This window comes from Arthrobacter sp. 05L421 (assembly GCF_056397785.1).
This window is the reverse complement of sequence record NZ_JBFTOC010000007.1, coordinates 97,006-120,750: the sequence shown is the minus strand read 5'-3', so window position 1 is coordinate 120,750 and position 23,745 is coordinate 97,006. Positions and strand designations below refer to the sequence as shown.

Below are 23,745 nucleotides of genomic sequence, written 5' to 3'. Positions count from 1 at the left end.
CGTGCCGCAGGCCAAAACCCCGCGCGTGAGAATCCAGGACGTCGCCGCGCTCTCCGGGCTCTCCATCTGCACTGTCTCCCGTGCACTCCGGCAGCTTCCCAACGTCTCCGCGCAAGCCAAGGCAAGGGTCGGCGACGCGGCGGCCCAGCTGGGCTACAAGGCCTCGTCGGCAGCATCCAGGCTGGCCGGCGGCAACACCGGTTCCGTGGCCATCATCGCCCCGACTGCCACAGCATGGTTCTTTGCCCGCGCGGTGGAAGCGGCCGAGGAAGTTTTCGTGGACAGCGGCTACGACACCGTCCTGATCAGCCTCCGGGACCGGCCCAGCGTGCAGCAGAAGCTCTTCGGCGACCTCGCGGGCCTGGCCCAGCGCGTGGACGGCGTGCTGCTGCTCAACATCGGCCTCAGTAAGGCCGAATTGGCCGCCCTCGCCGCGTCGGGCCTCGCCGTGGCCAGCGTCGGGATGCACGGCGTGCCGTGGGACAACGTGGGCATTGACAACGCGGAGGCCGCCCGCGCCGCCACGAACCACCTGCTGGAACTGGGCCACCGGGACATCGCGATCCTCGCCGGCAGCGAAACCGGTGCACCCTCCCTCGTGACCGCCAGCGAGCGGCGGCGGGGCTTCGAAGAGGCCCTGGCCGGCCACGGCCTCGGGGTAGATCCGGGCCTCGTGATCGACGCTGGATCGAGCATCGAAGGCGGCCGGCTGGCCATGGCAGAGCTCGCGGAAAACCGCAAAATGCCGTCCGCGGTTTTCGCCGGTTGCGACGAGACAGCCTTCGGCGCGCTCATGGCACTACGGGAGCTCGGTTTGTCAGCGCCGGAAAACGTGTCCATCATAGGAATAGACGATCATCAGATGAGTTGGTTCCTGGGCCTGAGTACTATGGCCCAGCCTGTGGCCGACCAAGGCGCTCTCGCGGCCAACCTGCTGATTGAAAGACTTCATCGCTCGGGACTTCCCAATCCGCCGCTTGCCAGTCCGCCGTCGAACCATCTGCTGGACACCAAATTGGTAGAGCGCACCAGCACGCGCCGCCGCTGATCCGGGCGGCGACCCTACCGGAACGTCCCCAAACAGAGCAGCAAAGGCAGAGCCGCCGTCGCACCGGAACTGCCCTGAACTGACTGCCCTAAACCGCCGCTTTGAGCAAACCGTCTAGCTTGCCCGTTGTCTGAAAGGACCCTGACTCATGACTATAGTTCCCGACACCTCCGGCCTCGCCGGTGCACTCTCCGGCGCATCCGCCATCCTTTTTGACCTCGACGGCGTCCTGACGCCCACCGCGGTGGTGCACGAGCAGGCCTGGAAGCAGCTCTTCGACGGATTCCTGGCCTCGGTCCCTGATGCCGCGCCGTACCGTGAGAGCGACTACTTCGACCACATCGACGGCAAGCCGCGCTTCGACGGCGTCCGGGACTTTTTGGCCTCCCGCGGGATTGTGCTGCCCGAGGGCCCGGCGGACGACGAGCCCGCGCATGACACCGTCCATGGGCTGGGCAACCGCAAGAACAAGGTCTTCAACGACATCGTCGAGGCCGGCGGAGTCCAGCCCTACGAGGGCTCCGTCCGGCTGGTCGACGCCGCGCTGGCCCGCGGACTCAAGCTCGCCGTCGTCTCCTCCTCCCGCAACGCCCCGGCCGTGCTCAAAGCCGCCGGGCTCTCCGATTACTTCCCCGTTGTGGTCGATGGTGTCGTCGCAGTCGCCGAGGGGCTGCCCGGCAAGCCCAGCCCGGCCACCTACGAATACGCCGCCCGGCTCCTGGATCTGCCGAGCCAGGACTGCGTTGTGGTGGAGGACGCCGTCTCCGGCGTCCAGGCCGGCAGCGCGGGAGACTTCCGCTCGGTGATCGGCGTCGACCGCGGCGCCGGCCGGCAGACCCTCCTCGACGCCGGGGCCACGGTAGTGGTCAACGACCTCGCCGAACTGCTCTAACCCAGCGCCGGCTTCCGCCGCCATAAGCTCAGCCCCTGCGGCTGCCAGCTCCCACCGCCTAGCTCACTGCCTACTCCCGCCGAAAGAACCCCTAAACCATGGCCCTCATCACCTCGGACCGCGCCCGGTTCCCCAACGATCCCTGGCAGCTGGTCGAGACCGTCCACCTGCCCGGCAACGCCGGCACCTTGGAGACCCTGTTCAGCCTCGGCAACGGGCACCTGGGCATCCGCGGCGCGCACTGGGGCGCCGCTGACGCCGAACTTCCCGGCAGCTTCATCAACGGCTTCCACGAGACCTGGGACATCAAGCACGCGGAAAACGCCTACGGCTTCGCGCGCACCGGGCAGCGGATCCTCTACGTCCCGGACGCCAACAACTTCACCGTCATCATCGACGGCGAGCCGTTGAGCCTGGACGAGTCGACGGTGCTGGACTACCGCCGCTCGGTGGACTTCGCCACCGGTATCTACGAGTGCCGGATCACCTGGCAGTGCCGCTCCGGCGCGACCGTGACCACCACCGAACGCCGCGCCGTCGGCTACGAATCCCGCGGGGCGCTGGGCATCAGCCTCGAAGTGGCGGCCGACCGGGATATCTCCGCGGACGTCACGTCCTCGGTTATCAACCGCCAGGACCAGCCGGTGGACGATCACTCCGCCCATGACCCGCGCCGTGCCGGCCGTCACGCCGGACGCGTGCTGCTTCCGTTGCGTCTCGAAGGCGGCGACGGCTCCCTGCGCCTCGCGTGGGAAGCTGCGGAATCCGAGCAGCGACTCGGAATGGCCGTGGACCACTGGACCTCGGCCGGGGTCCAGCCCTTCGATACCCTGGTGGACCAGGACGACAGCAGCGTCCGCTACGTGCTCGCCGTCAGCGCGGACGCACCGTTCGTGCTGGAGAAGAGCGTCAGCTACGCCGTGGGCCAGGCCTCGGCGGACTTGGCCGACGACGCCGAAGCGGCCTTGTTGCCGGTCAGCGAGGTCTTTGCCCAGAGCGAGGCCCACTACCGCGCCTACTGGAGCACCAGCGACATCGTGGTGGCAGGGCAGACCGAGCTCCAGCAGGGCGTCCGGTGGAACCTCTTCCAGCTCGCACAGGCCACCGCCTGCGCCGACGTGGCCGGCATCCCGGCCAAGGGCGTGTCCGGCTCCGGCTACGACGGCCACTACTTCTGGGACCAGGAAGTGTACTTGCTGCCCTACCTGACCTACACGAACCCGGGCAACGCCCGCCAGGTCCTGGAATTCCGCCACAACCTCCTGCCCGAGGCGAAGATCCGCGCCAAGGAGCTCAGCGTGGACGGCGCCCTCTTCCCCTGGCGCACCATCAACGGACTCGAGGCCAGCGCCTACTACGCGGCCGGCACCGCGCAATTCCACATCGCCGCCGCGATCGCGTTCGCGACCAACCGGTACATCTGGGCCAGCGGGGACACCGAGTTCCAGGACACCCTGGGCTCCGAGTTGCTGATCGAAACCGCCCGGATGTGGGTCTCGCTGGGCTTCTTCGGCAAGGACGGGCTCTTCCACATCCACGGCGTCACCGGCCCCGACGAGTACACCGCCGTCGTCAACGACAACCTGTACACAAACGTCATGGCGCGCTTCAACCTGCGCACCGCCGCGGCCCTGGATCACCCGGAGATCGACGACGCCGAACGCGAGCTTTGGGAGCAGGCCGCCAACCGCATGCAGTTGCCCTACGACGAAGACCTCCAGGTCCACTCCCAGGACAACGACTTCATGGCCTTGGAGCCGTGGGACTGGACCACGCCCCGGTCCAAGTACCCGCTGCTGCTGCACTTCCACCCGCTGGTGATCTACCGGCACCAGGTCCTGAAGCAGGCCGACACCGTGCTGGCCATGTTCCTGCAGTGGCAGGACTTCACCGCCGAGGAAAAGCGCCGCGCGTTCGACTTCTACGATCCCATCACCACCGGCGACTCCACGCTGTCCGCCTGTGTCCAGGGGATCATGGCGGCCGAGGTCGGCTACGGGAAGGCTGCGCTGGACCACTTCACGCACGCCCTGTTCATCGACCTCGACGACACCCACGGCAACACGATCGACGGCGTCCACATCGCCTCCACCGGCGGGGTGTGGAGCTCGTTGGTCAGCGGCTTCGCCGGTCTGCGGGACCAGGGCGCGGTGCCGTACTTCGATCCGCGGCTGCCTGCCGAATGGGACGGACTTGAGTTCCACCTGAAAATCCAGGGCAGGCTCCTGCACGTCGTGCTGGAACAGGATTCGATCAGCCTGACGGTCCGTGAAGGCGCCCCGTTGGAGATCGACGTGCGCGGGGAACTGCTCACCGTCGACGGCGGCCCGGTCCGGGTCCCGCTGGCGCCCGTCACGGCCCCTGAGCCGACCATCTTCCCCAGCGGCCTTCCGACGTCGTCGATCCCGGTGGTGCGCGCCGCAGTCTGAGGCACCGCCAAAGCAACGCGGGTCATTTAGCGCCCATGATCCCCCGGACATGGGCGCTAAATGACCCCGCGTTACTTCTGGCCGGGCTCCCCTGATCCGAGGGCTTCGGCAGGGTCTTCGGCGCCGCCGGCGTGTTCTGCTCCGCTGGCCTCTTCCGCGCCGCTGGACACTTCAGCGCTGCGGACGAGCGGGTTGGCCAGCTCATCGGACGGCATCCGCGCCACCACCATCGCGACGACGGCCATCACCGGACACACGGTCCCCGCGACGAGGAAGATCAGCCACAGCGGCAGCACCTCGGCGGCCGGTCCGGCCAGTGCCATGGAGACCGGCATGAGCGCCAGCGACACGAAGAAATCCAGGCTGGAGACGCGGCCCAGCAGATGCGGCGGCACGCGGCGCTGGAGCAGGGTTCCCCAGATCACCATGCCCACGCTGCCGGTGGCGCCGAAGATGAACAGTACTGCTGCCAGGGCCCAGAAGCTGTCCATAATTCCGATGGCGGCGATCGGCAGGCTGCCCGCTCCCCAAGACACCATCATGACGGTGAGGTAGCGGCGCGGAAGGGGAAAAGAGGCCGTTGCCAGCGAGGCTGCGGCGCCGCCGACGCCCATGATGGCGAGCAGGAAGCCGAACATGCGCGCGTCCCCACCGAGCTGGTCCCGGACCACGAACGGGACCAGGACCTCGATTGGGCCGATCAGGAACAGCACTGAAATGCAGGCCCAGAGCAGGGTCCACAGCAGCCAGGGCGTGCGCACGGTATAGCTGACGCCCTCGCGGAGGTCATGGCGCAAGGACGCCTTCGCCCGCCTCTGGCCGCCGGCGCTGCCCGCAGCGCTCGGCGCCCCCGCCGCGGGCTGGCGGTGGAGGAAGTTCAGGATGGAGAAAGCCAGCAGGTGGCAGGCCGCCACGCCGGTGACTGCGTACGAGGGGGACATGGCCGCCACCAGGACGCCCGCGACGGCAGGCCCGGCCGCCTGCTGCAGGATTGGCCGCATGGTTCCCTCCACGCCGTTGGCCGCCAGCAGGTCCTCGGGCGGCAGGATTCGCGGCAGAATGGCGGAATAGGCGGGGAAGAAGAACGCAGCCCCGACGCCGAGCACGAAGGCCCCCAGCGCCAGATGCCAGAGCTGCAGCAAGCCCGCCAGGGCCAGTGCGCTGATGCTGGCGATGACGGCGAGGTTGGCGCCCTCGACCGCGATGATCAGCAGCCGTTGGGGAACGCGGTCCGCGGCGATGCCGCCGGCCAGCAGAAACGCCACAAGCCCAACGCTGCCCGCCGCAGCCACCAGCGAGAGCTCCAGTGGACCGCCGCCCAGGTAGATGACCTCGTAGACCATCGCAACGGCCCACATTCCCGAACCGAAGATGGAGATGGCCAGCGCCGTGATCAGCACCCGGTACTCCCGGTGCGCGAAGGGGCGGAGGGCTCGCAGGGCGGGCATGGGCCCAGTCTAATAGCCGGCCACGCGGCCGGCTGGCGCCCGCCGCGGTCCAGCGGGACCCCGGCTTGCCGGGCCGTGCCCTAATGTTAAGTGAACTTACTTTTCTGGTTCCGATGAGAGGCGATCATGGCCAAGCGCAGCAACCCGGCAATTAAGGTTGCCCAGCAGACAGCCCACAGTGCGATGTTCGACGCCGCCGGCAACCCCCGGCCAGGCCTCCACAAGGTGCTCCTGCGGGCCGTTGAAGTCCAGCGGCCGCTGGTGCTGGCCAATATCCGCAGGCTCCAGCGCAAGCACCCGCACGCCACGGCAGCTCAGCTCGCCGCCATCATGGAGCGCGACTACCTGCTGGCCGTCACCGGCGGCGGGGCGCTGGTGGGCGGGGCAGCCGTGATTCCGGGCGTTGGAACGGCGGCCGCCCTCGGTCTTTCGGCCGCCGCGGCCGTCGGGTTCCTCGAAGCCACCGCATTGTTCTCCACAGCGCTGGCCGAACTGCATGGCGTGCGGATGGTGGACCCGGACAGGGCCAGCACCCTGGTCATGGCGATCATGTTGGGCGAGGAAGGCACCGAACTGTTGAGCTCGTTGAGCGGGCAGGCGGCAGGACGGGGCAGGGGACCCACCCAGGCCTGGACCACGGCCTTCACCCGCAGCGTCCCGCTCGCCGGCTTTGGCACAGTGCGGGCCAAGATCCAGACGATGTTCCTCCGCTCCCTGCTCAAGACCCAGGGATCGGCCCTGTTGGGCCGCGCCCTTCCCTTCGGCATCGGCGCCGTCGTGGGCGGCGTCGGCAACCGGCTGATGGGCCGCGCCGTCGTCGCCAATGCCAGGGAAGCGTTCGGTCCCATCCCGGACACGATCCCGGGGGAGCTGCAGGCCCTTGCCGAAACAACCGGCACGGCCGCGCTCTACGAGTCTGCGCCGGAGTCGGCCCTGGACGCGGCACCGGATGCGCCACAAAACAACGGCGCCCCGAAGACAACGAAGGACGGCGGCGCGTTTTGGATCTGAACGCTGACCTGGGGGAGGCCTACGGGACCTGGACCAGAGGTGACGATGCCGCGATGTTTCCGCTCATCACCAGCGCCAGCGTGGCCTGCGGGATGCACGCAGGGGACCCCGTGACAATGCTGGACACCTGCCGGGCGGCCTACGAGCTCGACGTCAACGTCGGCGCCCACCTTGGCTACCCCGATCTGGCTGGCTTCGGCCTGCGCTCGCTGGACATGACCTTTGATGACCTGTTCGGCGCGGTGCTGTACCAGCTCGGCGCGCTCGACGGCGTTGCCCATGCCGTGGGCGCCTCGGTGGACTACGTCAAGCTGCACGGGGCGCTCTACGACCGCACCGTGCGCGACGCCGAGCAGGCCTCCGCAGTCATTGCCGCCATCCAGGCCTACGATCCCGGACTGCCCGTCCTGGGCCTCCCCGGCTCGGCCTTGCTCGAAATCGCCCGGGACGCCGGGCACCCCGTCGTCGCCGAAGCCTTCCCGGACCGCGCCTACTCCCCTGACGGAAGGCTGGTGCCCCGCGCACAGGAAGGGGCGGTGCTGCTCGACGCCGGACAGGTCGCCGAGCGGGCGGTCAGGCTCGCCACGAAGGGCGAGGTGGAGGCGGTGGACGGCACAGTGCTCCGGATCGAGCCGCAGTCGCTTTGCCTGCACGGCGACACTCCCGGCTCCGTCAGCGTTGCCGCCGCCGTGCGGGCCGGGCTGGAGGCCGCCGGCGTGGAGCTCGAGAGTTTCGCCTGACCCGCGGGCCGGCACGTAACTAGCCGAACAGCATGCTGGCCACCGTGAAGATGGCCAGCCCGGCCAGGGCGCCCACCACGGTGCCGTTGATCCGGATGAACTGCAGGTCCCTGCCCACCTGCAGCTCGATCTTCTGCGACGTTTCCTCAGCATCCCAGCGGGCCACGGTGTCCGTGATGACGCCCGCGATGTCCGAGCGGTAGGTCTTCACGAGGTAGCCCGCCGCGTCGCCGATCCACGCGTTCACCTTGCCGGCGAGATCGGGATCGACCAGCAGCCGGGTGCCGAAGTCATGCACGGCGGCCTTGAATTTGACGGTCAGTTCGCTGTGCGGGTCATCGACGGCGGAGAGCAGGGCCGTCTTGATGGTGTCCCAGGTGCGGGATGCGAGCTCGCGGATCTCAGGGTCGCCGAGCACCTGCGCCTTGATGCCCTCGGCACGGGCGATCATGACAGGGTCGTGCTGCAGGTCCTGCGCGAGTTCCTTGAGGTACTTGTCGATCGACTGGCGGACCTGGTGCTGCGGATTGGACTGCACGGCGCGGGTGAACTTCAGGATTTCCACATACACCTTGTCGCCCACGAGCCCGTCCACGAACGACGGCACCCACGTCGGGGAACGGTCGGTGACCAGTCTGTTGACCGTCTCCTGGTTGTCCCGCACCCAGTCCACGGTGCGGTCTACCAGCAGGTCCACCAGGGCGTGGTGGTGGCCGTCGTCGAAGATCCGCTCGGCGAGCCGGCCCACCGGCGGTCCCCACGGCGGAGTGAGCAGGTGCTTGCGGACCATGGACTCGATCACGGCCTGGACGTCGTCGTCGTTGAGGACCTTGAACGCGCCGCGGATGACGGCGGCACCCTCTTTGGCGACGCGGTCAGGGCCGCCGGGGCTGGAGAGCCAGGCGCCGGCTTTGCGCGCAATGTCAGCGGACGCGAGTTTTTCCTGGACCACCTGTTCGGAGAGGAAATTGGTCTCCACGAATTCGCCCAGCGAGGCGCCGATCTGGTCTTTGCGGCGCGGGATGATCGCCGTGTGCGGGATCTTGATTCCCATCGGGTACTTGAACAGGGCGGTAACGGCGAACCAGTCGGCGAGGGCCCCGACCATGCCGCCCTCGGCCGCCGCGCGGACGTATTCGAGCCCCGGATACTGCTTCTGCAGGGCGAACGCGACGACGAAGATCACGGCCATGACGATCAGGAGCGCGAGGGCCAGGAGTTTCATCCGGCGCAGCGCCGCAGCCTTCTCGGCGTCGCTGGACGCTGCGGAACGCTGCCCGGGAGGACCGTCCGGCCGGACGCCGCCCGGAGAGGCACCTGTCAGGGAAGTTGGCTCAGTATTGACCTGCATGTGCCCAGCCTAGTCCCGCCAAGGAAACGGGCCGTCCGCTAACGTGGCACCATGACGACAGACGAGTCCGCCGCCGCCCGTCCTCTGGTCTATGCCCACCGGGGCGCTAGCGGTGCCTTCGCCGAGCACACGCGGGCCGCGTACCTGCAGGCCATTGCGGACGGCGCCGACGGGGTGGAATGCGATGTCCACCTGACCCGGGACCGGCAAGTGGTGCTCCTGCACGATTCCACCCTGGACCGCACCTCGGACGGCACCGGGCAGGTCGCGGACCGGAAGTTGGAAGAGCTCCGGCGGCTGGACTTCTCCTCCTGGAAAGGAGCCCGGATCCCGGAAGCCTACGGCGCCAAGTCTGAGCAGTTCCTGACCTTGCCGGAACTGCTCGAGATCCTGCGGGCGGCGGGCCGCCCCATAGGCCTGGCGATTGAGTTCAAACACCCCAGCTCGTTCCATCTTGGACTGGAGGACCGGGTCCTCGACGTCCTCAGGGACACGGGGTGGAATCCGGTCACGTCGATGCTGGATAGCATCATGGTTTCCTTCATGAGCTTTAGCCCCGACGCCGTTAAGCACCTTCTTGAGTCCGTGCCGGCGGCGGCCGTCTGCCAACTCGTGGACGACGTCAATGTGGCGGAAATCAGAGAGGAGCTGCGCCTCGGTGCCCTGACCGGTGGGGCGCTGGCCAATGTGATGAAGGCCGCCCAGGCGGAGGGCGAGCGGATCCTGGCCGCCGGCGAAGCTGGCATGGCCGGCCCTGGCATCGGGTACGTCCGCGCGTTCCCCGGGACGGTTGAGCGCTGGATCGGCTCGGGCCGACGCGTCCGGGTGTGGACGGTCGATGCCGAGGACGACGTCGAGCGGTGCAGGGAGCTCGGGGTCCACGAGATCACCACGAACTGGCCCGCCCAGGTCCTGACCCAGCTAATGACGGACCGCCAGCCCCTCCGCTAACTGCCCGGCCGCGCGGCGGAACTGGGCGGATCCGATCGGAATTCGTTGGGACGGCAAGGCTCCCCGGCGGATTACGGCCGGCGTGCCCCCTGTGGTTGAGTGGTTGCATGCCAATTCGCTGGTCCGGCCGGGACCTCCAGACGCTGTCCGCGGCAGCGATGAGCGCGCTGCTGCTCGCCAGCGCCGCCAAGCACTTCCGCGAGCCCGAATTTTTCCACCGGGTGGTTCCCGACATCCTCTGCCGGGACGACTCCGGCCGGCAGCCGAACGGACCCATGGCCGTCCTGTCCCGTGAGGAATGGGTGGCAGCCAGCGGGCTGCTGGAAGCCGCCGCCGCCGTCGGGCTCCTGATCCCGGCCACCCGCAGGGCCGCCGCCGGATGCGTCACGGCGCTGTTCGCCGCGTTTCTTTCCGGCCATGTCGACGCCCTTCGGAAGGCCTACGGACCGGAGGGCACGCCGCGGCGGCGACGCGTGCATACCTTGCGGGTCCCACTCCAGGCGCCCCTCATCGCGTGGGCCTGGACTCTGACGCGGCAGAACCGGCGTCCGTGAAAATCCTGCAGTCGCCGGCAGTGCGGATCGGGTTGTCGATCAGCATCGCCACCGGTCTTTACGGCGTCTCCTTCGGCGCGCTTTCCGTCACCTCGGGCCTGGATTTCTGGCAGACCATGGCGCTGAGCCTGCTGCTCTTCAGCGGTGGCTCGCAGTTCGCCTTCATCGGCGTCGTGGCCGGCGGCGGGTCCGGCGTCGCCGCGATGGGCGCCGCGACCCTTCTGGGCATGCGCAACGGAATCTACGGCATGCAAATCAACGCCGTGTTGCAGCCGCGGGGGTGGCGCAGGTTTGCCGCTGCCCAGCTGACCATCGACGAGTCCACCGCTACCAGCACGGGGCAGACGGACCCGGACGAGCAGAAGCGCGGCTTCTGGACCGCCGGAATCGGTGTCTTCGTGCTGTGGAACCTGTTCACAGCCCTCGGCGCGATGGCCGGCGGGGCACTCGGGGATCCCAAACAGTGGGGGCTCGACGGCGCCGCAGTGGCGGCCTTCCTGGGCCTACTCTGGCCGCGGCTGAAAGGCAGGGAACCTGTGGCGATAGCGGTTGTCTGCGCGCTGGCCACCGTGCTGGCCGTGCCGTTCGTGCCCCCGGGAGTGCCCATTCTCGTCGCCGCCCTGGTCGCCGCCGGAATCGGCTGGTTCAGCCACGGCCGCAGCGACGAGGGCCTGGAACCGGACGTCGATCCCTACGCCGAGCAGCACGCGCAACACCACCACCGCCCTGCCGGCGACCACCGGGGCGACCGCAACGGAGACGACGCATGAACCTCTGGATCTGGCTGCTGCTCTCCTGCCTGCTCGCCTACGCGTGGAAGCTGCTCGGCTACCTGGTGCCGGCCAGCCTGCTCCGCAACCCCCGAATGTCCAGGATTGCCGGGACCATGACGATCGGGCTGCTGGCGTCCCTGACGGCGGTCAATGCCGTCGCCTCCGGCCAGTCGCTCGTCCTGGACGCGCGGCTGGGCGCATTGGCGGCCGCGGGCATCGCCTTGTGGTTCCGGGCGCCGTTTTTGGTGGTGGTGATCGCCGGCGCGGCTGCCGCCGCCGGGCTCCGGCTACTGGGCTGGGATTGACCCCCTGCGGACCCCTCCAGGGCTGCTCCGAGCGCCGACTGTGGGCGTGGCTGGAATGGTCTTTAGTCTCTACTTGACGTGCGGATCGCGTGGGAGCATTCGAACATGAGCGAACAGGACGGCCACCAGCCTGCCGCGGGGCAGGAGGCCGCGGAGCCAGAAGTCGCCGAGCAGGAGGCCGCGGAGCCAGAAGTCGCGGAGCGGGAAACCGCCGAGCAGGAAACCGCCGAGCCACGCAAGGTGCAGCGCTCCAAGCAGCAGCAGGAGCCGTTTGATTCCGGCGGGACTGAGTCCAGCAGGGAAATGCGTGAAGTGTCCCGTCGCCGTCGGGACGCCGAAGAGAAGTTGCAGCAGCACCTGCTCGAAGCTAAAGACAAGCCGGCGGAGGACTAGCGCGGCCTGGCTTGCACCGGCTAGCCGGAACGCTGGCTAGCCGGGAACGCTTTCTAGCCGAGAAGGGCGTCGAAGGCGGTGCCTGCCAGCGGGGCCTGAGGCGGCAACGCCCGGTTCGGCCGTTCCGTCCGGATGGCGTCCTCCACCAGCGCCACGGGCCGCCGCCACGCGTCGGAGCCCGGTTCCATCGTGTCCACGACGCCGATCAGCATGGCCAGCAGGCGGATCATGTCCGTCATGGAAATATCGCTGCGCAGGCTGCCCTGGCCCTGGCCCCGGCCCAGCAGCACGGCGATGGATTCAATCAGGCCGCCCGTAATGCCGGCCAGCAGCCCGCGCCGGCCCGCGACAGCACTTAGAAGGTTGGCCTCTTCGCTGGCAACATGCATCGTGGCATCGATGACCCGGAAGAGTCCGGCAGCGGCGTCCGGATCCGCTAGCGCCTGATCGATGGCCGGATCCACCTCCAGCCGGAGCTGCCGGTTCAGGGCAGCGAGCACCAGCTCTTCTTTGTCGGAGAAATTCCGGAAGAGGGTGGCAGGGCCCACCCCGGCGGTAACGGCAATGGTCTGCAGCGGCACCTCGGGGCCGTGCTCGCGGAAGCACTGCCGGGCAGCGGCGATGATTTTGTCCACGTTACGCGCAGCATCTGCGCGGAGCGGCCTGCGGTCTACTGCCCGGTTCATTTGCCTAGGTTAGCAACGCGAGGGGTGCACGAACCTGTTACCGGCGGGTAGTGATTAATGTGACGGTTTCTAAGGCACGCCCGGACGCTGCAAGGGCAAAATCGCGTGAAAGACTAGTGCCGGACGGCCTGTATCTTGCCCGCTGTCCGGACTGAGTGAAGGGAACCACCACATGCTGGTCGCATTCTCCGTAGCACCCTCCGGTGACCCCGCCAACGGCCAGGCGCCCGGCGACGCGTCGGTCCACGACGCCGTCGCCGCCGCGGTGCGGATCGTCCGGGAGTCCGGCCTGCCCAACCGGACGAGTTCCATGTTCACCGAGATCGAGGGGGAGTGGGACGAGGTCATGGACGTCGTCAAACGAGCCACGGATGCCGTGGGCGCCTACGGTTCCCGCGTTTCGCTGGTGCTCAAGGCGGACATCCGGCCCGGCTACAGCAACGAGCTGACCGGCAAGGTGGAGCGGCTTGAAAGCGCCATCGACGGGCAGGGCGACGGCGCTACCGGACCGCAGATTCCAATCCGGCCGGGTACCTAAGGCGGGGCGCAGGCCGAAACCCGGACGGAAACCGCAACCGGAGGCTACCGCCGGGCGCGGGCGGCTGGAACACTGGGGACATGATCGAGCATCAGTCCACCCCCGGCTGGGTCGCGGTCGAGGACTTCCTCTCCGACGCAGTGGTCCGCCCGGACAGTTCACTCAAACGCGCCGTAACCAGCGCTCTCGAGGCAGGCATGCCGCCCATCGAGGTGGCCCCCAACGCCGGCAAACTCCTGAAATTGCTGGTCCAGATCTCCGGTGCCCGCCGCGTCCTGGAGATCGGCACGCTGGCGGGCTTCAGCACCATCTGGATGGCCCAAGGGCTGCCCGACGACGGCCAGTTGGTCACCTGCGAGTACCTCCCGCTGCACGCCCGCGTTGCGCGCGCGAACGTTGACGACGCCGGCGTGGGCCACAAGGTAGACATCCGGGTCGGCGCGGCGCTGGACACGCTGCAGGAGCTGGAAGGCGAGGCGGGGCCGCCCTTCGACTTCGTGTTCATCGATGCCGACAAGGAAAACAACCCCCGCTACCTGGACTGGGCCATCCGGCTTGGCCGGCCCGGCACCACCATCGTGGTGGACAACGTCGTGTGGGAAGGCGCCGTGCTGGACGCATCGATGGACCCGATAAACGCCCCCGGAATCATCAGCGCTCTCCAGATGCTGGGAGATGACCCGCGGCTGGACGGCACCGTCATACAGACAGTGGGTTCGAAAGGCTGGGACGGCTTCGCCCTCGCGATCGTCAGCTAGGCGCACGAGATTGTTCCGCTCGGGCGCACGAGTTTGTCCGCTCGGGCGCGCGAGCGCCGGGGCCCGCTGCCTGATCGGGTGCGGCCGGCCAGCATCAAGTGCTAAGTATGCTTAGATTGCTTGTCGACGGCGCCAGCGATGGCGGCGCGGCCGCGGACGCGCAGGACTCCAGCCACATGGCCCGCCCACACGCCCGATCCGCTCAGCCAGAATCCGCCCAGCCCGAAGGAACACAGGCAGTCGAAATGAACGGGATCCCCACCTCCCTCCACCCCCTACCTGTCAGGATCAGCTCCACGGCCGCAGACCTGGACGCGATCAGCCCCCTGCTGTCTGATGCGAACGCCGCCGTCGGCGATGTCACGGCGCTGCTGGACCTGGCCAAGACGGCAGCGGCGACGGCGCCCAACCCCGGGGACGGCCGGACCGCGTTCCTGTGGGAGATCCTTGCCTCCGTGACCGCCGTCGACGTCGCTGCCGGACGCGTGCTGGAACCGCACCTGGACGCCGTGGCGATCCTCGCCCAGGCCGGAGCCAAGGCGGCCCGGGACGGCGAGGACTTCCCGGATCCCGACGGCGCCGAGTTCGAAGGGACCTGGGGGGTGTTTGCCGCCGAGGCGCCCGGCCTGCGGCTTGAGGCCAAAGAATCCGCCGGCGGCTGGATCCTCCAGGGGTCCAAGCCCTGGTGCTCGCTCGCCGCGCAGCTGGACCATGCCGTGCTGACGGCCCACCTGGAGACCGGTGGCCGGGCGGCGTTCGGCGTCGACCTCCACGCGCACGGTGTGAGCTTCGCGAATCCGGAGTGGACCAGCCGGGGGCTGCGCGAGATTCCCAGCGGTACCGTCCACTTCGAGGCCGTCCCCGCCGTGCCCCTCGGCGGCGCTGACTGGTACTACCAGCGCCCGGGCTTCGCCTGGGGTGGCATGGGCGTGGCCGCCTGCTGGCTGGGCGGCGCTGTCGCCGTGGCGCGCAGCTTCACCGCCTCCCTGCGGCAAGCCGCCGACGGCGGACGCGAGCCGGATCAGATAGCACTGGCCCATCTCGGCGAGATTGACCGAACGCTGGCCGCCCTGACCGCCTACCTGGCCGGAACGGCCGCGAGGATCGACGCAGGGGAGCTCTCGGACCGCCGTGCGTGGCAGGAAGCCCTGCGGGTGCGGGGAAGCGTTGCCGCCGCCGTCGAACGCGTCCAGACCCTCGTGAGCCAAAATCTGGGGCCGGCCCCGCTCGCCTTCGACGAGCGCTACGGAAAACGGATGGCCGATCTCGCCCTGTACATCCGCCAGCACCACGCCATGCGCGACGACGCGCAACTGGGCACCCTGACGCTGACAGGAAGCAACCCATGGTGACCTTCACCCACAACGACGCCGGGACGTCCGAGGCCGCGTGGGCCGGCAGCCGTGCTGCCGCGCTGCCGGAACTGCCGCTGGATGACGCGGCGCTCGCCGGCCGGGCCTTCATTGTCCTGGCCGCGCACCCGGACGACGAATCACTCGGGGCCGGCGGACTGCTGGCCCGGCTGCACGCCGTCGGCGCCACGGTCCGCGTTCTGCTGTGCACGGCGGGGGAAGGATCGCACCCCGGCTCGCCAACCACGACGCCGGAACAGCTCGCCGCGGTCCGCTTGCAGGAGTTCGGCCACGCCCTGGAACTCCTTTGCGGGGGCGCGGGCGGGGCCGGTGACCTGGAGTGGCGGTGCCTTGGCCTCCCCGACGGACAACTCGCCGGGCACAGGGAGCTGATCCGTGCCGCGGCCCGCGAGGCGGTGGCGGCGTGCGGGCACGCCGCCGACAAGATCGTTCTCGTGGCGCCCTACAGGTCGGACGGACACACCGACCACGACGTCCTCGGGTCCGTTGCCGCCGAGCTCAGCACCGCGGCGGGCCACGCGCTGCTCGAATACCCCATCTGGTACTGGTTGTGGGCGGCGCCAGAGGAACCGGATGATCCCGCTGGGCCGGATGACCCGGCCGGCGCGGCATGGCGCGGCTGGTTCCGGCTGCCGCTGCGCCCGGCAGAGCTGGCTGCCAAGGCTGCCGCCATGGCAGCTCATACGTCCCAGGTGCAGCCACTCTCCGGGCTGCCGGGGGACGAGGTGCTCCTGCCTTCGGCTTTCCTGGCTCATTTTGAGCGGACCTGGGAGACCTTTGCCTGGCACCCGGCGGAGGGCCCGGCAGACGTCGGATCCGGCGTTGGATCCGACGCCCCGGCGAAAAATGTCCAGGCGAAAAATGCCCCGGCCGACGCCGGGTCCCCACGTCCCTACGCCGCGGGCGACGCGGAGCGCCTCTTCGATGCGGTCCACGCCCGGGACGAGGATCCCTGGAGTTACACCTCGAGCTGGTACGAGCAGCGCAAGCGTTCGCTGACGCTCGCCGCGCTGCCCGGCAGCAGCTACACGGCTGGACTGGAGATCGGCTGCTCGATCGGGACCCTGAGCGCGGAGCTCGCGCCCCGGTGCGGAACCTTCCTCGCCGTCGACGCCAGCGGCACGGCCCTGGACCGCGCCGCCCGGCGGCTCGCCCACCTGCCCGCGGCAACGACGCGCCACCTGACAGTCCCGAACGAGTGGCCGGACGGATCATTCGACCTGGTCGTGGTCTCAGAGGTGGGTTACTACCTCTCGCCGGCAGAGCTCACCGGACTGTTCGACAGGATTGAGGGCGCGCTCATGCCGGGCGGCACGCTCGCGCTGTGCCACTGGCGGCACCCCGTTTCCGGCTGGGAGCTCGACGGCGACGCGGTCCACGCCGCAGCCCGGCGGCGCCCGGGCTGGACCGGCAGCGGGATCTACCAGGAGCGCGACTTCATCCTCGAGGTGTTCCTTGCGCCGGACGCCCCATCTCAAACCGCAACCCTCACCGCGCCGGACACCGCACCTCCCACCGCGCCGGACCGCGGCACTCCCGGACGGACGAGGTGACCCGGATGGCGGCGTTGCCGCTCCCGCGTGGGCACCGGATCGAACGGGTCGCCGTCGTCATGCCCGCGCATGACGAAGAAGACCACCTTGGGCAGGCGCTGCTGGCCGTTCAGCGGTCCGCGGACGCCCTGCACCGGGTCCGGCCCGACGTCGACACCCGCGTGACGGTGGTGCTGGATAGCTGCACGGACGGCTCCGCCGCCATCACGGCTGGCTACGCCGCCACGGACCCGCGTATCAGCGCCCTGGAGGTCAGCTACCGCAGCGCCGGCGCCAGCCGAGCCGCGGGTGTCCGGGCCTCGGGCATCGGCGTGCCCCGGCAGCGGCCGCCCGGCCAGCGTTGGACGCCGCCGCCCTGGGCCCGCCAAACCTGGCTGGCCAACACCGACGCCGATTCCAGGGTGCCGGAGAACTGGCTGGTGCGCCAGCTTGAGTTCGCCGAAGCCGGGGCTGACGCTGTGCTGGGATCCGTGGAACCGGATCCCGCCGGGATGGACCCTGAACTGCTCCGGCGCTGGCGCGAACGACACCCCTTCACCGAGGACCATCCCCACATCTACGGCGCGAACTTCGGAGTCCGGGCTTCGGCCTATCTGGCGGCCGGCGGGTTCGCGCGGATCACGTCCGAAGAGGACCGGACGCTGGTGCACAGCCTCCGCAGCCGAGCCTTCACGGTCACGGCGACGGACAGCACCCGGGTCATGACTTCCGGCCGGACCCACGCCCGGGCACCGCACGGCTTTGGCACGTACCTGCGGAGCCTTGGCCACATGCTGCCGCCTGCCGGCTGAGGATTCATTGACGCCGGAACCGGCCCGCTCCACACTGAAAGAGTGATGGACGATGCGAAAGAATCCTCCAGCATTGATCAGGTTGTCGACCGCTTGGCTGCCAGGTTTCCGCACGTTCCGAGGATTCACATCGCGGGGATCGTCAGCGAGGAATTCGACGCCCTGAACGCCGGCCGGATCAGGACATACATACCCACACTGGTGGAACGCGGCGCCCGCGTGCGGCTGAAGAGCGAGTTCGGGATCAACGCTGCCGGCGACTAGTTAGTGCCGCTCGGCCGCCCCATCCGACGCGCCGCAGTGGCCCCGCCGCCCCCAGCCGCCGCGAGTTCGCCGGGAACCTGCCACATCGCCGGAACGTTCCGGCGAGCCCGCACGCTTCCGGCGATTTCGACGGCGGCGGCGGGGCCGGGCGGCGGCGGCGGGCGGCGGCGGTGCAGACCGCCTGGGCCCAAGGCCTACTCCATGTGCAGGACGGCCGCCCCGGTGATCCGGTCCTCGGCCAGGTCCCTGAGAGCCTGGTCCGCGGCCGAGAACGGATACGCCACCGTGGTGGGACGGAGCGGGATCTCGGCGGCGATCCGGAAAAACTCCTCCCCGTCGGCCCTGGTGTTGGCCGTGACGCTGCGTAGCTGGCGCTCTTGGAAGAGCTCGTCGGTGTAGTTCAAAGGCGGAATGTCGCTCAGGTGGATGCCCGCGATGGCGAGCGTCCCGCCACGGTCCAGGGCACGGAGCGCAACCGGCACCAGCCCGCCTGCGGGGGCAAAGAGGATCGCGGAATCAAGGGGATCCGGCGGCTGCTCCTCGGCCCCGCCGGCGAACGTCGCGCCCAGATCCAGGGCCAGTTTGCGCGCCTCCGTGGACCGGGTCATGACGTACACGCAGGCACCCCGGTACATGGCGATCTGGGCGGCCAGATGCGCGGAACCGCCGAAGCCATAGATGCCCAGCCGGCCGCCGATCGGCAGCTCCGCCCGGCTCAGGGCACGGTAGCCGATGATGCCTGCGCACAGCAGCGGCGCGGCCTCCTCGTCGCTGAACGCGTCCGGGATCCGGTAGGCGAAATTCTCCGCCACCGTGATGAGCTCGGCGTACCCGCCGTCGCGGTCCCAGCCTGTAAAAGTTGGGGTAAGGCATAGGTTTTCCTGGCCGCGCACACAGAACCGGCAGGCGCCGCAGGTGCCGCCCAGCCAGGGAACCCCTACCCGTTCGCCCAGGCCGAACCTGGCCGCCCCCGGGCCTTTCCCGATTACCTCACCCACCACCTCGTGGCCCGGGATGATCCCGGGGTTCTTCGGCGCGAGGTCGCCCTCGGCCAGGTGCAAGTCCGTGCGACACACACCGCAGACCCGCACCTTCAGCAGGACCTCTCCGCGTCCCGGCACAGGATCCGGGAAGTCGGCGGCCACGAGGGGCCCGCCGGACATGGGCCCCGGACGTCCAACGTTCCAGGCTCGCACCGCGGCCTCCTTTCTGCAGCTCCCGCAGGTCCGAATCGGTTACGTTCGCGGCGGCTAGCGGGTAACCAGCACGTTGCAGCGCGCCTTGTGCAGGACTGCGGAGACCGTGTTGCCGGGCCCAGCCGAGGGGTTGTGGGTCCCGAGCACCAGGACGTCGGCGTCGTCCGCGGCGTCAAGCAGTCCCCGGGCGGCATGGCCCTCGCGCAGGGCCCCGGAAACGTCCAGACCGGATGCCAGCCCGCGGGCCTCGGCGACGGCCTGGTCCAGGACTTCCTGGCCGTGGAGCCTTGCGTGGCGGCCGTGCTCCTCCCGTGCCCCGGCCCGGAGCGGATCCACGTGGACGAGCTGCAGCGGGGCTCCGAAGACTTCGGCCAGCCCGATGGCCTCGGCCACGGTGGCTGGGCTGCGGGGCGAGGCATCAACTCCCACCACGATGGGGTGGTGCGGGCGGCGCGGGCGCCGGATCACCATCACCGGACAGGGTGCCGAGCCAGCCAGCGCAATGCAGACCGAGCCGGCCACCTGGTCCAGGACGGCGCCAAGGCCACGGCTGCCGACCACCAGCAGCCGTGCGTCCCGGGCCGCTTCGCGCAGGACCGGTGCCGGGAGGCCGGCCTCCATGACGCCGTCGACGGCGGGCCCCGCGTGTTCCGGCGCATTTTCGGGATCGGCAGCATCGGCAACGGCACGCTGGACGCCGGACGGCGCCGCCCCGGCCGCTTCGAGGGCGGCGCGGGCCAGTTCGAGGCCTTCGGCGAGGATGGCTTCAGCGGAGTGCCGTAGCCCGCTGCCGGCCACGCCTTTGACGGGGCCCAGGTTCTTGGTGAAGACGGGCCACACCCAGGCGTGGACCACCCGGAGGCTCAGCCCTGCGGCGGCCGCGTAGCCGGCGGCCCAGCGAACGGCGATTTGGGCGGCCTCGGACCCGCCGTAACCGACCGCCACGATGCCGCCCTGCTGCCCTGCGGGTGCCGACATTTTTCCTCCCGGCTCGGCGGACGCACCCCTTCGCCCGGCAGTATGTGCAGCCCCAGTACAACCCTGCGGTCCCGGAATGGGTAGGGGCTTTGGTCCCGCGGACGGGCCGCGGACGGCTTACGGACGGCCTGTCGCCGGCGGTGCGGGGCATTCGATCCGGCGAACCGGAGCCGGGGGCACCTCTGCCGGTGAACTAGGGTTGAAAGATGCACAATGCAGGGGATAGCTGATGGCCAAGCGGGGCAGGGGCCGGGGCGCCGGAACCGCCGAGGCCGGGGTGGTGGAAGTGCCCAAGGGTACCCGGCAGGCCGGTCCTGTGGCCGGGGTGTATTACATCGACACCGGGGACTGCGAGCTGATCCCGGACCAGGACAATTCCACCGGCTGGCTCCTGCGCATCAACGGAGTCATGAGCTCGCACATTGACCTCGCGGACCCGTTGTTCCTGGACTTCGAGTACATGCGCTGGATCGCTGCCCTTGTGGAGTCGCGCTGGCCGCGCGATTCAAAGCCCAAGCTGCGCGCCCTGCACCTTGGCGGGGGAGCCTGCTCACTGGCCCGCTATTTCCACGCCGCCTATCCGGACGCCCGCCAAGTGGTGGTGGAGCTGGACGGCAAGCTCGCCGACTATGTCCGGGGCTGGTTCGATCTGCCCAAGGCGCCGCTGCTGCGGCTGCGCGTGGGGGAGGCCAGGGAAGTCACCGAGAGCCTGACCCCGCAGACCCGGGACCTGATTATCCGCGACGTCTTCGCCGGCTCGCTGACCCCGCGGCCGCTTACCACCCGGGAATTTGCCGAGCACACCAAGCGCGTCCTGGCACCCGGCGGGATCTATGTGGTGAACTCCGGCGACGCCCCGGACCTCCGGAACGCCCGCGAAGACGCCGCCACCATCGCAGACGCCTTTGCCCACACCGTGATCATTGCGGATCCGGCCATGCTCAAGGGCCGGCGCTTCGGCAACATGATCATGGCCGGCAGCGACCTCCCGTTCGATGACGATCCCGGCCTCGCGCGTCGCCTGCTCGGCGGTGCGGTACCGGCCCACATCTGGAACGACGCGAAGGTGCGGGCGTTCGCGGCTGGCGCCGCCGTCCGCCACGACCCGGCAGGTTCCGCCCCGGCTGCATCGCCGACTGACGCCCCGGCTGAGACGCCGGCTGCATCGCCGACTGCTCCGTAGCGGCCCTTTTGCGGCCCCATAACGGCGGCTACGGAGCAACCGATGTGGTTCCTGCCCGCCCCAGCAGGGCATCGCGGTGGGCTGCGGTCTGCTCCCTCAAAGCCTGCACGAGGGCCGCCACCGCCGGCCGGCGCATCGAATCGGGCCGGAGCACCATCCAATAGGGGAGCAGCTCCGCGAAGTCCTCGGGAAGCAGCCGGACAAGGTCCGGATGCAGGTCGGCCGCGAAGCAGGGCAGGAACCCGATCCCGGCGCCGGCGCGGGTGGCCTCCACATGGACAAAGACGTTGGTGGAGCTCAGCCCGTCCCGCATGGTGGGCACCAGCCGCCGCGGGGCGTCCAGATCGTCCACCTGCAGCATCGAATCGACGAAATAGACCAGCGAGTGCGCGGTCAGCTCCTCCACGGTGGCCGGGCTACCGTACTCGGCCAGGTAGCCGCGGGAGGCATACATTCCCAGCATGTACTCCCCGAGCTGCGCGGCCTCCGCCCGGTGCACCTGCGGCTCACCGACCACGACCTCGATGTCCAGGCCGGAACGCTGCTGGAGAGCCCGGCGCGTCACGGTGATGATCTCCACGCTCAGGCCGGGATGGTCGCGGCGGAGCCGGGCCACGGCCGGGGCGGCGATGTAGGCGCTGAAGCCGTCCGTGGCGGTCATCCGGACGACGCCGGTGATGGGGTCCGGGGTGTGCCCCGGCTGCTCCAGGGTGCGTACGGCACTCTCGACCTGCTCGGCCACCCGCACGGCCTCGGCGCCTAGCTCGGTGAGCTCCCACCCGCCGGAGGCGCGCGAGAGCACACGGCCGCCGAGGGCCTTCTCCAGCGCGGCGATCCGGCGGGAGACGGTGGTGTGGTTCAGTCCGAGAGTCTGGGCCGCCGTCGTAAATTTCCCCGAACGGGACACCGCGAGCAGGACCAGCAGGTCATCGGGATTGGCGTTCATATCTGCAATTCTGCACATACTGGGTGCCGCTTTGGCCATTGAATCGCCGGGAGTGTGCGGCAATACTCAATGGAGCCATTTCAGTGCTGTGCATCACAGCACGTGTCACCGTGGACACTAAAGGAGAACCGAATGAGCGTAAACGAACGCTCTGCAACAACGCCCTCAGCACCCGCATCCAAGGGTTCCGGGCTCAAGAAAATCGTCGCAGCATCGATGGTGGGAACCGTCGTCGAGTGGTACGAATTCTTCCTCTATGCCACCGCCGCGACCCTGGTGTTCGGCAAGTACTTCTTTCCGCCCACCGGCAACGAACTGGACGGCATCATCCAGGCGTTCCTGACCTATGCCGTCGGCTTCGTGGCCCGCCCGCTCGGTGGCATTGTCTTCGGCCAGATCGGCGACAAGCTCGGCCGCAAGCCCACCCTGCAGCTCACCATCGTCATCATCGGGGTCTCCACCTTCCTGATGGGCTGCCTCCCGGGCTTCGCCACCCTCGGCTACCTGGCGCCTGCGCTGCTGGTCTTCCTGCGCTTCATCCAGGGCTTCGCCCTCGGCGGCGAATGGGGCGGCGCAGTTCTGCTCGTCGCCGAGCACAGCCCCAATAAGTCCCGCGGCTTCTGGTCCAGCTGGCCCCAGGCCGCCGTTCCCGTGGGCAACCTGCTGGCCACCCTGGTCCTGTTCATCATGTCCAACGTGCTCAGCTCCGCCGACTTCCTCAGCTGGGGCTGGCGAGTGGCGTTCTGGCTCTCCGCCGTGATCGTGTTCGTCGGTTACTACATCCGCACCCATGTCTCCGAATCGCCCATCTTCCTCGAGGCCAAGGCGCAGCTGGAAGAGGAACAGTCTGCCAACTACGGCGTCCGCGAAGTCATCCGCAAGTACCCCAAGGGCATCCTGCAGGCCATGGGCCTCCGGTTCGCGGAGAACATCATGTACTACCTCGTGGTCAGCTTCGCGATCGTCTACCTGAAGTCCGTCCACAAGTACGACACCTCCTCACTACTGCTGGCCCTGCTGATCGCCCACGTCATCCACTTCCTGGTCATCCCGCAGGTCGGGCGCCTCGTGGACAGCTGGGGCCGGAAGCCGGTCTACCTTGTCGGTGCCATTACCGGTGCCACCTGGCCGTTCTTCGCCTTCCCGATGTTTGATACCCGTAATCCGGTGATCATCGTCCTGGCCGTCACGATCGGCCTGTGCCTGCACGCCTTCATGTATGCAGGCCAGCCGGCCCTCATGTCGGAGCTGTTCCCGACCCGGATGCGCTACGCCGGGGTCTCCCTTGGCTCGCAGGTCACCTCGATCTTCGCCGGTTCGCTGGCGCCGCTCCTGGCCACCCAGTGGCTCAAGGACACCGGCTCCTGGCTGCCCACCGCGATCTACCTGGTGGTCGCCTGCGCCATCACCACTGTGGCAGTGCTGAGCCTGAAGGAAACCAAGGGCATCGCACTGGAGGACGTGGACCGGGCCGACGCCGAACGCGAAGGCCTGCCCGTAGCAGCCATGCGCTGATCTGCTTGCGTCACTGAGCTGCCTGAGAAACTGGCAGCCTTAGTTACTGGGCTGCTTGAGTTTGCGCCG

The 23,745-nt window shown here is 69.0% G+C and carries 24 protein-coding genes; 18 read left to right on the top strand and 6 right to left on the bottom strand.

What is annotated here, in order from left to right; translation table 11 throughout:
- Positions 1-25 precede the first annotated feature (25 nt).
- The 3 genes from AC1DKQ_RS10650 (at position 26) to AC1DKQ_RS10640 (ending at position 4,369) form a co-directional block, all read left to right on the top strand.
- Positions 26-1,048 (top strand): LacI family DNA-binding transcriptional regulator, encoded by a 1,023-nt coding sequence (locus AC1DKQ_RS10650; protein WP_476918964.1) that lies wholly within the window; start codon positions 26-28, stop codon positions 1,046-1,048.
- A 148-nt stretch (positions 1,049-1,196) separates the two neighbouring features.
- A complete protein-coding gene (locus AC1DKQ_RS10645; protein ID WP_476918963.1) occupies positions 1,197-1,940 on the top strand; it encodes an HAD family hydrolase in 744 nt (247 codons plus the stop codon).
- A gap of 98 nt (positions 1,941-2,038) precedes the next feature.
- A complete protein-coding gene (locus AC1DKQ_RS10640; RefSeq protein ID WP_476918962.1) occupies positions 2,039-4,369 on the top strand; it encodes a glycoside hydrolase family 65 protein in 2,331 nt (776 codons plus the stop codon).
- 71 nt (positions 4,370-4,440) lie between these two features.
- On the opposite strand, the gene AC1DKQ_RS10635 is transcribed toward AC1DKQ_RS10640, so the two are convergent.
- The gene (locus AC1DKQ_RS10635) at positions 4,441-5,817 is read right to left on the bottom strand and encodes an MFS transporter (protein ID WP_476918961.1); all 1,377 of its coding nucleotides are present in this window, start codon (positions 5,815-5,817) and stop codon (positions 4,441-4,443) included.
- Between the two features lie 126 nt (positions 5,818-5,943).
- Between AC1DKQ_RS10635 and AC1DKQ_RS10630 the strand changes: the two genes are divergently transcribed.
- A complete protein-coding gene (locus AC1DKQ_RS10630) occupies positions 5,944-6,828 on the top strand; it encodes a hypothetical protein (protein ID WP_476918960.1) in 885 nt (294 codons plus the stop codon).
- On the top strand, positions 6,819-7,568 hold the full coding sequence (locus AC1DKQ_RS10625; protein ID WP_476918959.1) for a LamB/YcsF family protein: 750 nt from the start codon (positions 6,819-6,821) through the stop codon (positions 7,566-7,568). Before AC1DKQ_RS10630 ends, AC1DKQ_RS10625 begins: the two co-directional genes overlap by 10 nt.
- 19 nt (positions 7,569-7,587) lie before the next feature.
- Here AC1DKQ_RS10625 and AC1DKQ_RS10620 read toward each other — a convergent pair whose 3' ends face one another.
- The gene (locus tag AC1DKQ_RS10620; RefSeq protein ID WP_476884166.1) at positions 7,588-8,919 is read right to left on the bottom strand and encodes a DUF445 domain-containing protein; all 1,332 of its coding nucleotides are present in this window, start codon (positions 8,917-8,919) and stop codon (positions 7,588-7,590) included.
- A gap of 51 nt (positions 8,920-8,970) precedes the next feature.
- Between AC1DKQ_RS10620 and AC1DKQ_RS10615 the strand changes: the two genes are divergently transcribed.
- The 5 genes from AC1DKQ_RS10615 (at position 8,971) to AC1DKQ_RS10595 (ending at position 11,895) form a co-directional block, all read left to right on the top strand.
- Complete coding sequence (locus AC1DKQ_RS10615; RefSeq protein ID WP_476918958.1) at positions 8,971-9,870, top strand: glycerophosphodiester phosphodiesterase; 900 nt, start codon at positions 8,971-8,973, stop codon at positions 9,868-9,870.
- A 107-nt stretch (positions 9,871-9,977) separates the two neighbouring features.
- Positions 9,978-10,424 carry a DoxX family protein gene (locus AC1DKQ_RS10610; protein WP_476918957.1) on the top strand — a complete coding sequence of 149 codons (447 nt, stop codon included), beginning with the start codon at positions 9,978-9,980 and terminating at the stop codon, positions 10,422-10,424.
- Positions 10,421-11,194 (top strand): AzlC family ABC transporter permease, encoded by a 774-nt coding sequence (locus AC1DKQ_RS10605; protein ID WP_476918956.1) that lies wholly within the window; start codon positions 10,421-10,423, stop codon positions 11,192-11,194. Before AC1DKQ_RS10610 ends, AC1DKQ_RS10605 begins: the two co-directional genes overlap by 4 nt.
- Positions 11,191-11,502 (top strand): AzlD domain-containing protein, encoded by a 312-nt coding sequence (locus tag AC1DKQ_RS10600; RefSeq protein WP_476884162.1) that lies wholly within the window; start codon positions 11,191-11,193, stop codon positions 11,500-11,502. The genes AC1DKQ_RS10605 and AC1DKQ_RS10600 overlap by 4 nt, the downstream gene beginning before the upstream one ends.
- Before the next feature lie 105 nt (positions 11,503-11,607).
- Complete coding sequence (locus AC1DKQ_RS10595; RefSeq protein WP_476918955.1) at positions 11,608-11,895, top strand: hypothetical protein; 288 nt, start codon at positions 11,608-11,610, stop codon at positions 11,893-11,895.
- Between the two features lie 53 nt (positions 11,896-11,948).
- On the opposite strand, the gene AC1DKQ_RS10590 is transcribed toward AC1DKQ_RS10595, so the two are convergent.
- Positions 11,949-12,581, bottom strand: coding sequence for a TetR/AcrR family transcriptional regulator (locus AC1DKQ_RS10590; RefSeq protein ID WP_476918954.1), 633 nt, complete (start codon positions 12,579-12,581; stop codon positions 11,949-11,951).
- 172 nt (positions 12,582-12,753) lie between these two features.
- Between AC1DKQ_RS10590 and AC1DKQ_RS10585 the strand changes: the two genes are divergently transcribed.
- The 6 genes from AC1DKQ_RS10585 to AC1DKQ_RS10560 all read left to right on the top strand — a co-directional run bounded on the left by AC1DKQ_RS10585 (position 12,754) and on the right by AC1DKQ_RS10560 (position 17,858).
- The gene (locus AC1DKQ_RS10585; RefSeq protein ID WP_476884159.1) at positions 12,754-13,119 is read left to right on the top strand and encodes a thiamine-binding protein; all 366 of its coding nucleotides are present in this window, start codon (positions 12,754-12,756) and stop codon (positions 13,117-13,119) included.
- 80 nt (positions 13,120-13,199) lie between these two features.
- Positions 13,200-13,877 carry an O-methyltransferase gene (locus tag AC1DKQ_RS10580; protein WP_476918953.1) on the top strand — a complete coding sequence of 226 codons (678 nt, stop codon included), beginning with the start codon at positions 13,200-13,202 and terminating at the stop codon, positions 13,875-13,877.
- A 245-nt stretch (positions 13,878-14,122) separates the two neighbouring features.
- Complete coding sequence (locus tag AC1DKQ_RS10575) at positions 14,123-15,229, top strand: acyl-CoA dehydrogenase family protein (protein WP_476919011.1); 1,107 nt, start codon at positions 14,123-14,125, stop codon at positions 15,227-15,229.
- Entirely contained in the window at positions 15,223-16,803 is a 1,581-nt protein-coding gene (locus AC1DKQ_RS10570) for a PIG-L family deacetylase (protein WP_476918952.1), read from the top strand. Before AC1DKQ_RS10575 ends, AC1DKQ_RS10570 begins: the two co-directional genes overlap by 7 nt.
- 5 nt (positions 16,804-16,808) lie before the next feature.
- Positions 16,809-17,594, top strand: coding sequence for a glycosyltransferase family 2 protein (locus AC1DKQ_RS10565; RefSeq protein WP_476884156.1), 786 nt, complete (start codon positions 16,809-16,811; stop codon positions 17,592-17,594).
- Between the two features lie 45 nt (positions 17,595-17,639).
- The gene (locus AC1DKQ_RS10560; RefSeq protein WP_476884155.1) at positions 17,640-17,858 is read left to right on the top strand and encodes a three-helix bundle dimerization domain-containing protein; all 219 of its coding nucleotides are present in this window, start codon (positions 17,640-17,642) and stop codon (positions 17,856-17,858) included.
- A 194-nt stretch (positions 17,859-18,052) separates the two neighbouring features.
- On the opposite strand, the gene AC1DKQ_RS10555 is transcribed toward AC1DKQ_RS10560, so the two are convergent.
- Both AC1DKQ_RS10555 and AC1DKQ_RS10550 read right to left on the bottom strand, forming a co-directional pair.
- The gene (locus tag AC1DKQ_RS10555; protein WP_476918951.1) at positions 18,053-19,054 is read right to left on the bottom strand and encodes a zinc-dependent alcohol dehydrogenase family protein; all 1,002 of its coding nucleotides are present in this window, start codon (positions 19,052-19,054) and stop codon (positions 18,053-18,055) included.
- A gap of 54 nt (positions 19,055-19,108) precedes the next feature.
- On the bottom strand, positions 19,109-20,032 hold the full coding sequence (locus AC1DKQ_RS10550; RefSeq protein ID WP_476884153.1) for a universal stress protein: 924 nt from the start codon (positions 20,030-20,032) through the stop codon (positions 19,109-19,111).
- A gap of 229 nt (positions 20,033-20,261) precedes the next feature.
- Here AC1DKQ_RS10550 and AC1DKQ_RS10545 point away from each other — a divergent pair, with 229 nt between their 5' ends.
- Complete coding sequence (locus AC1DKQ_RS10545) at positions 20,262-21,215, top strand: spermidine synthase (RefSeq protein WP_476918950.1); 954 nt, start codon at positions 20,262-20,264, stop codon at positions 21,213-21,215.
- A 28-nt stretch (positions 21,216-21,243) separates the two neighbouring features.
- Here AC1DKQ_RS10545 and AC1DKQ_RS10540 read toward each other — a convergent pair whose 3' ends face one another.
- Positions 21,244-22,161, bottom strand: a complete 918-nt coding sequence (locus AC1DKQ_RS10540; RefSeq protein WP_476918949.1) for a LysR family transcriptional regulator — start codon at positions 22,159-22,161, stop codon at positions 21,244-21,246.
- Positions 22,162-22,293: 132 nt separating this feature from the next.
- Between AC1DKQ_RS10540 and AC1DKQ_RS10535 the strand changes: the two genes are divergently transcribed.
- On the top strand, positions 22,294-23,676 hold the full coding sequence (locus AC1DKQ_RS10535) for an MFS transporter (protein WP_476918948.1): 1,383 nt from the start codon (positions 22,294-22,296) through the stop codon (positions 23,674-23,676).
- Positions 23,677-23,745 lie beyond the last annotated feature (69 nt).

Excerpts from the sequence above, each read along its gene's own strand:
- AC1DKQ_RS10645 (WP_476918963.1), top strand. The coding sequence starts at position 1,197 with ATGACTATAGTTCCCGACACCTCCGGCCTCGCCGGTGCACTCTCCGGC.
- AC1DKQ_RS10640 (WP_476918962.1), top strand. The coding sequence starts at position 2,039 with ATGGCCCTCATCACCTCGGACCGCGCCCGGTTCCCCAACGATCCCTGG.
- AC1DKQ_RS10635 (WP_476918961.1), bottom strand. The coding sequence starts at position 5,817 with ATGCCCGCCCTGCGAGCCCTCCGCCCCTTCGCGCACCGGGAGTACCGG.
- AC1DKQ_RS10630 (WP_476918960.1), top strand. The coding sequence starts at position 5,944 with ATGGCCAAGCGCAGCAACCCGGCAATTAAGGTTGCCCAGCAGACAGCC.
- AC1DKQ_RS10620 (WP_476884166.1), bottom strand. The coding sequence starts at position 8,919 with ATGCAGGTCAATACTGAGCCAACTTCCCTGACAGGTGCCTCTCCGGGC.
- AC1DKQ_RS10615 (WP_476918958.1), top strand. The coding sequence starts at position 8,971 with ATGACGACAGACGAGTCCGCCGCCGCCCGTCCTCTGGTCTATGCCCAC.
- AC1DKQ_RS10610 (WP_476918957.1), top strand. The coding sequence starts at position 9,978 with ATGCCAATTCGCTGGTCCGGCCGGGACCTCCAGACGCTGTCCGCGGCA.
- AC1DKQ_RS10600 (WP_476884162.1), top strand. The coding sequence starts at position 11,191 with ATGAACCTCTGGATCTGGCTGCTGCTCTCCTGCCTGCTCGCCTACGCG.
- AC1DKQ_RS10595 (WP_476918955.1), top strand. The coding sequence starts at position 11,608 with ATGAGCGAACAGGACGGCCACCAGCCTGCCGCGGGGCAGGAGGCCGCG.
- AC1DKQ_RS10590 (WP_476918954.1), bottom strand. The coding sequence starts at position 12,581 with ATGAACCGGGCAGTAGACCGCAGGCCGCTCCGCGCAGATGCTGCGCGT.
- AC1DKQ_RS10585 (WP_476884159.1), top strand. The coding sequence starts at position 12,754 with ATGCTGGTCGCATTCTCCGTAGCACCCTCCGGTGACCCCGCCAACGGC.
- AC1DKQ_RS10580 (WP_476918953.1), top strand. The coding sequence starts at position 13,200 with ATGATCGAGCATCAGTCCACCCCCGGCTGGGTCGCGGTCGAGGACTTC.
- AC1DKQ_RS10575 (WP_476919011.1), top strand. The coding sequence starts at position 14,123 with ATGAACGGGATCCCCACCTCCCTCCACCCCCTACCTGTCAGGATCAGC.
- AC1DKQ_RS10570 (WP_476918952.1), top strand. The coding sequence starts at position 15,223 with ATGGTGACCTTCACCCACAACGACGCCGGGACGTCCGAGGCCGCGTGG.
- AC1DKQ_RS10565 (WP_476884156.1), top strand. The coding sequence starts at position 16,809 with ATGGCGGCGTTGCCGCTCCCGCGTGGGCACCGGATCGAACGGGTCGCC.
- AC1DKQ_RS10560 (WP_476884155.1), top strand. The coding sequence starts at position 17,640 with ATGGACGATGCGAAAGAATCCTCCAGCATTGATCAGGTTGTCGACCGC.
- AC1DKQ_RS10550 (WP_476884153.1), bottom strand. The coding sequence starts at position 20,032 with ATGTCGGCACCCGCAGGGCAGCAGGGCGGCATCGTGGCGGTCGGTTAC.
- AC1DKQ_RS10545 (WP_476918950.1), top strand. The coding sequence starts at position 20,262 with ATGGCCAAGCGGGGCAGGGGCCGGGGCGCCGGAACCGCCGAGGCCGGG.
- AC1DKQ_RS10540 (WP_476918949.1), bottom strand. The coding sequence starts at position 22,161 with ATGAACGCCAATCCCGATGACCTGCTGGTCCTGCTCGCGGTGTCCCGT.
- AC1DKQ_RS10535 (WP_476918948.1), top strand. The coding sequence starts at position 22,294 with ATGAGCGTAAACGAACGCTCTGCAACAACGCCCTCAGCACCCGCATCC.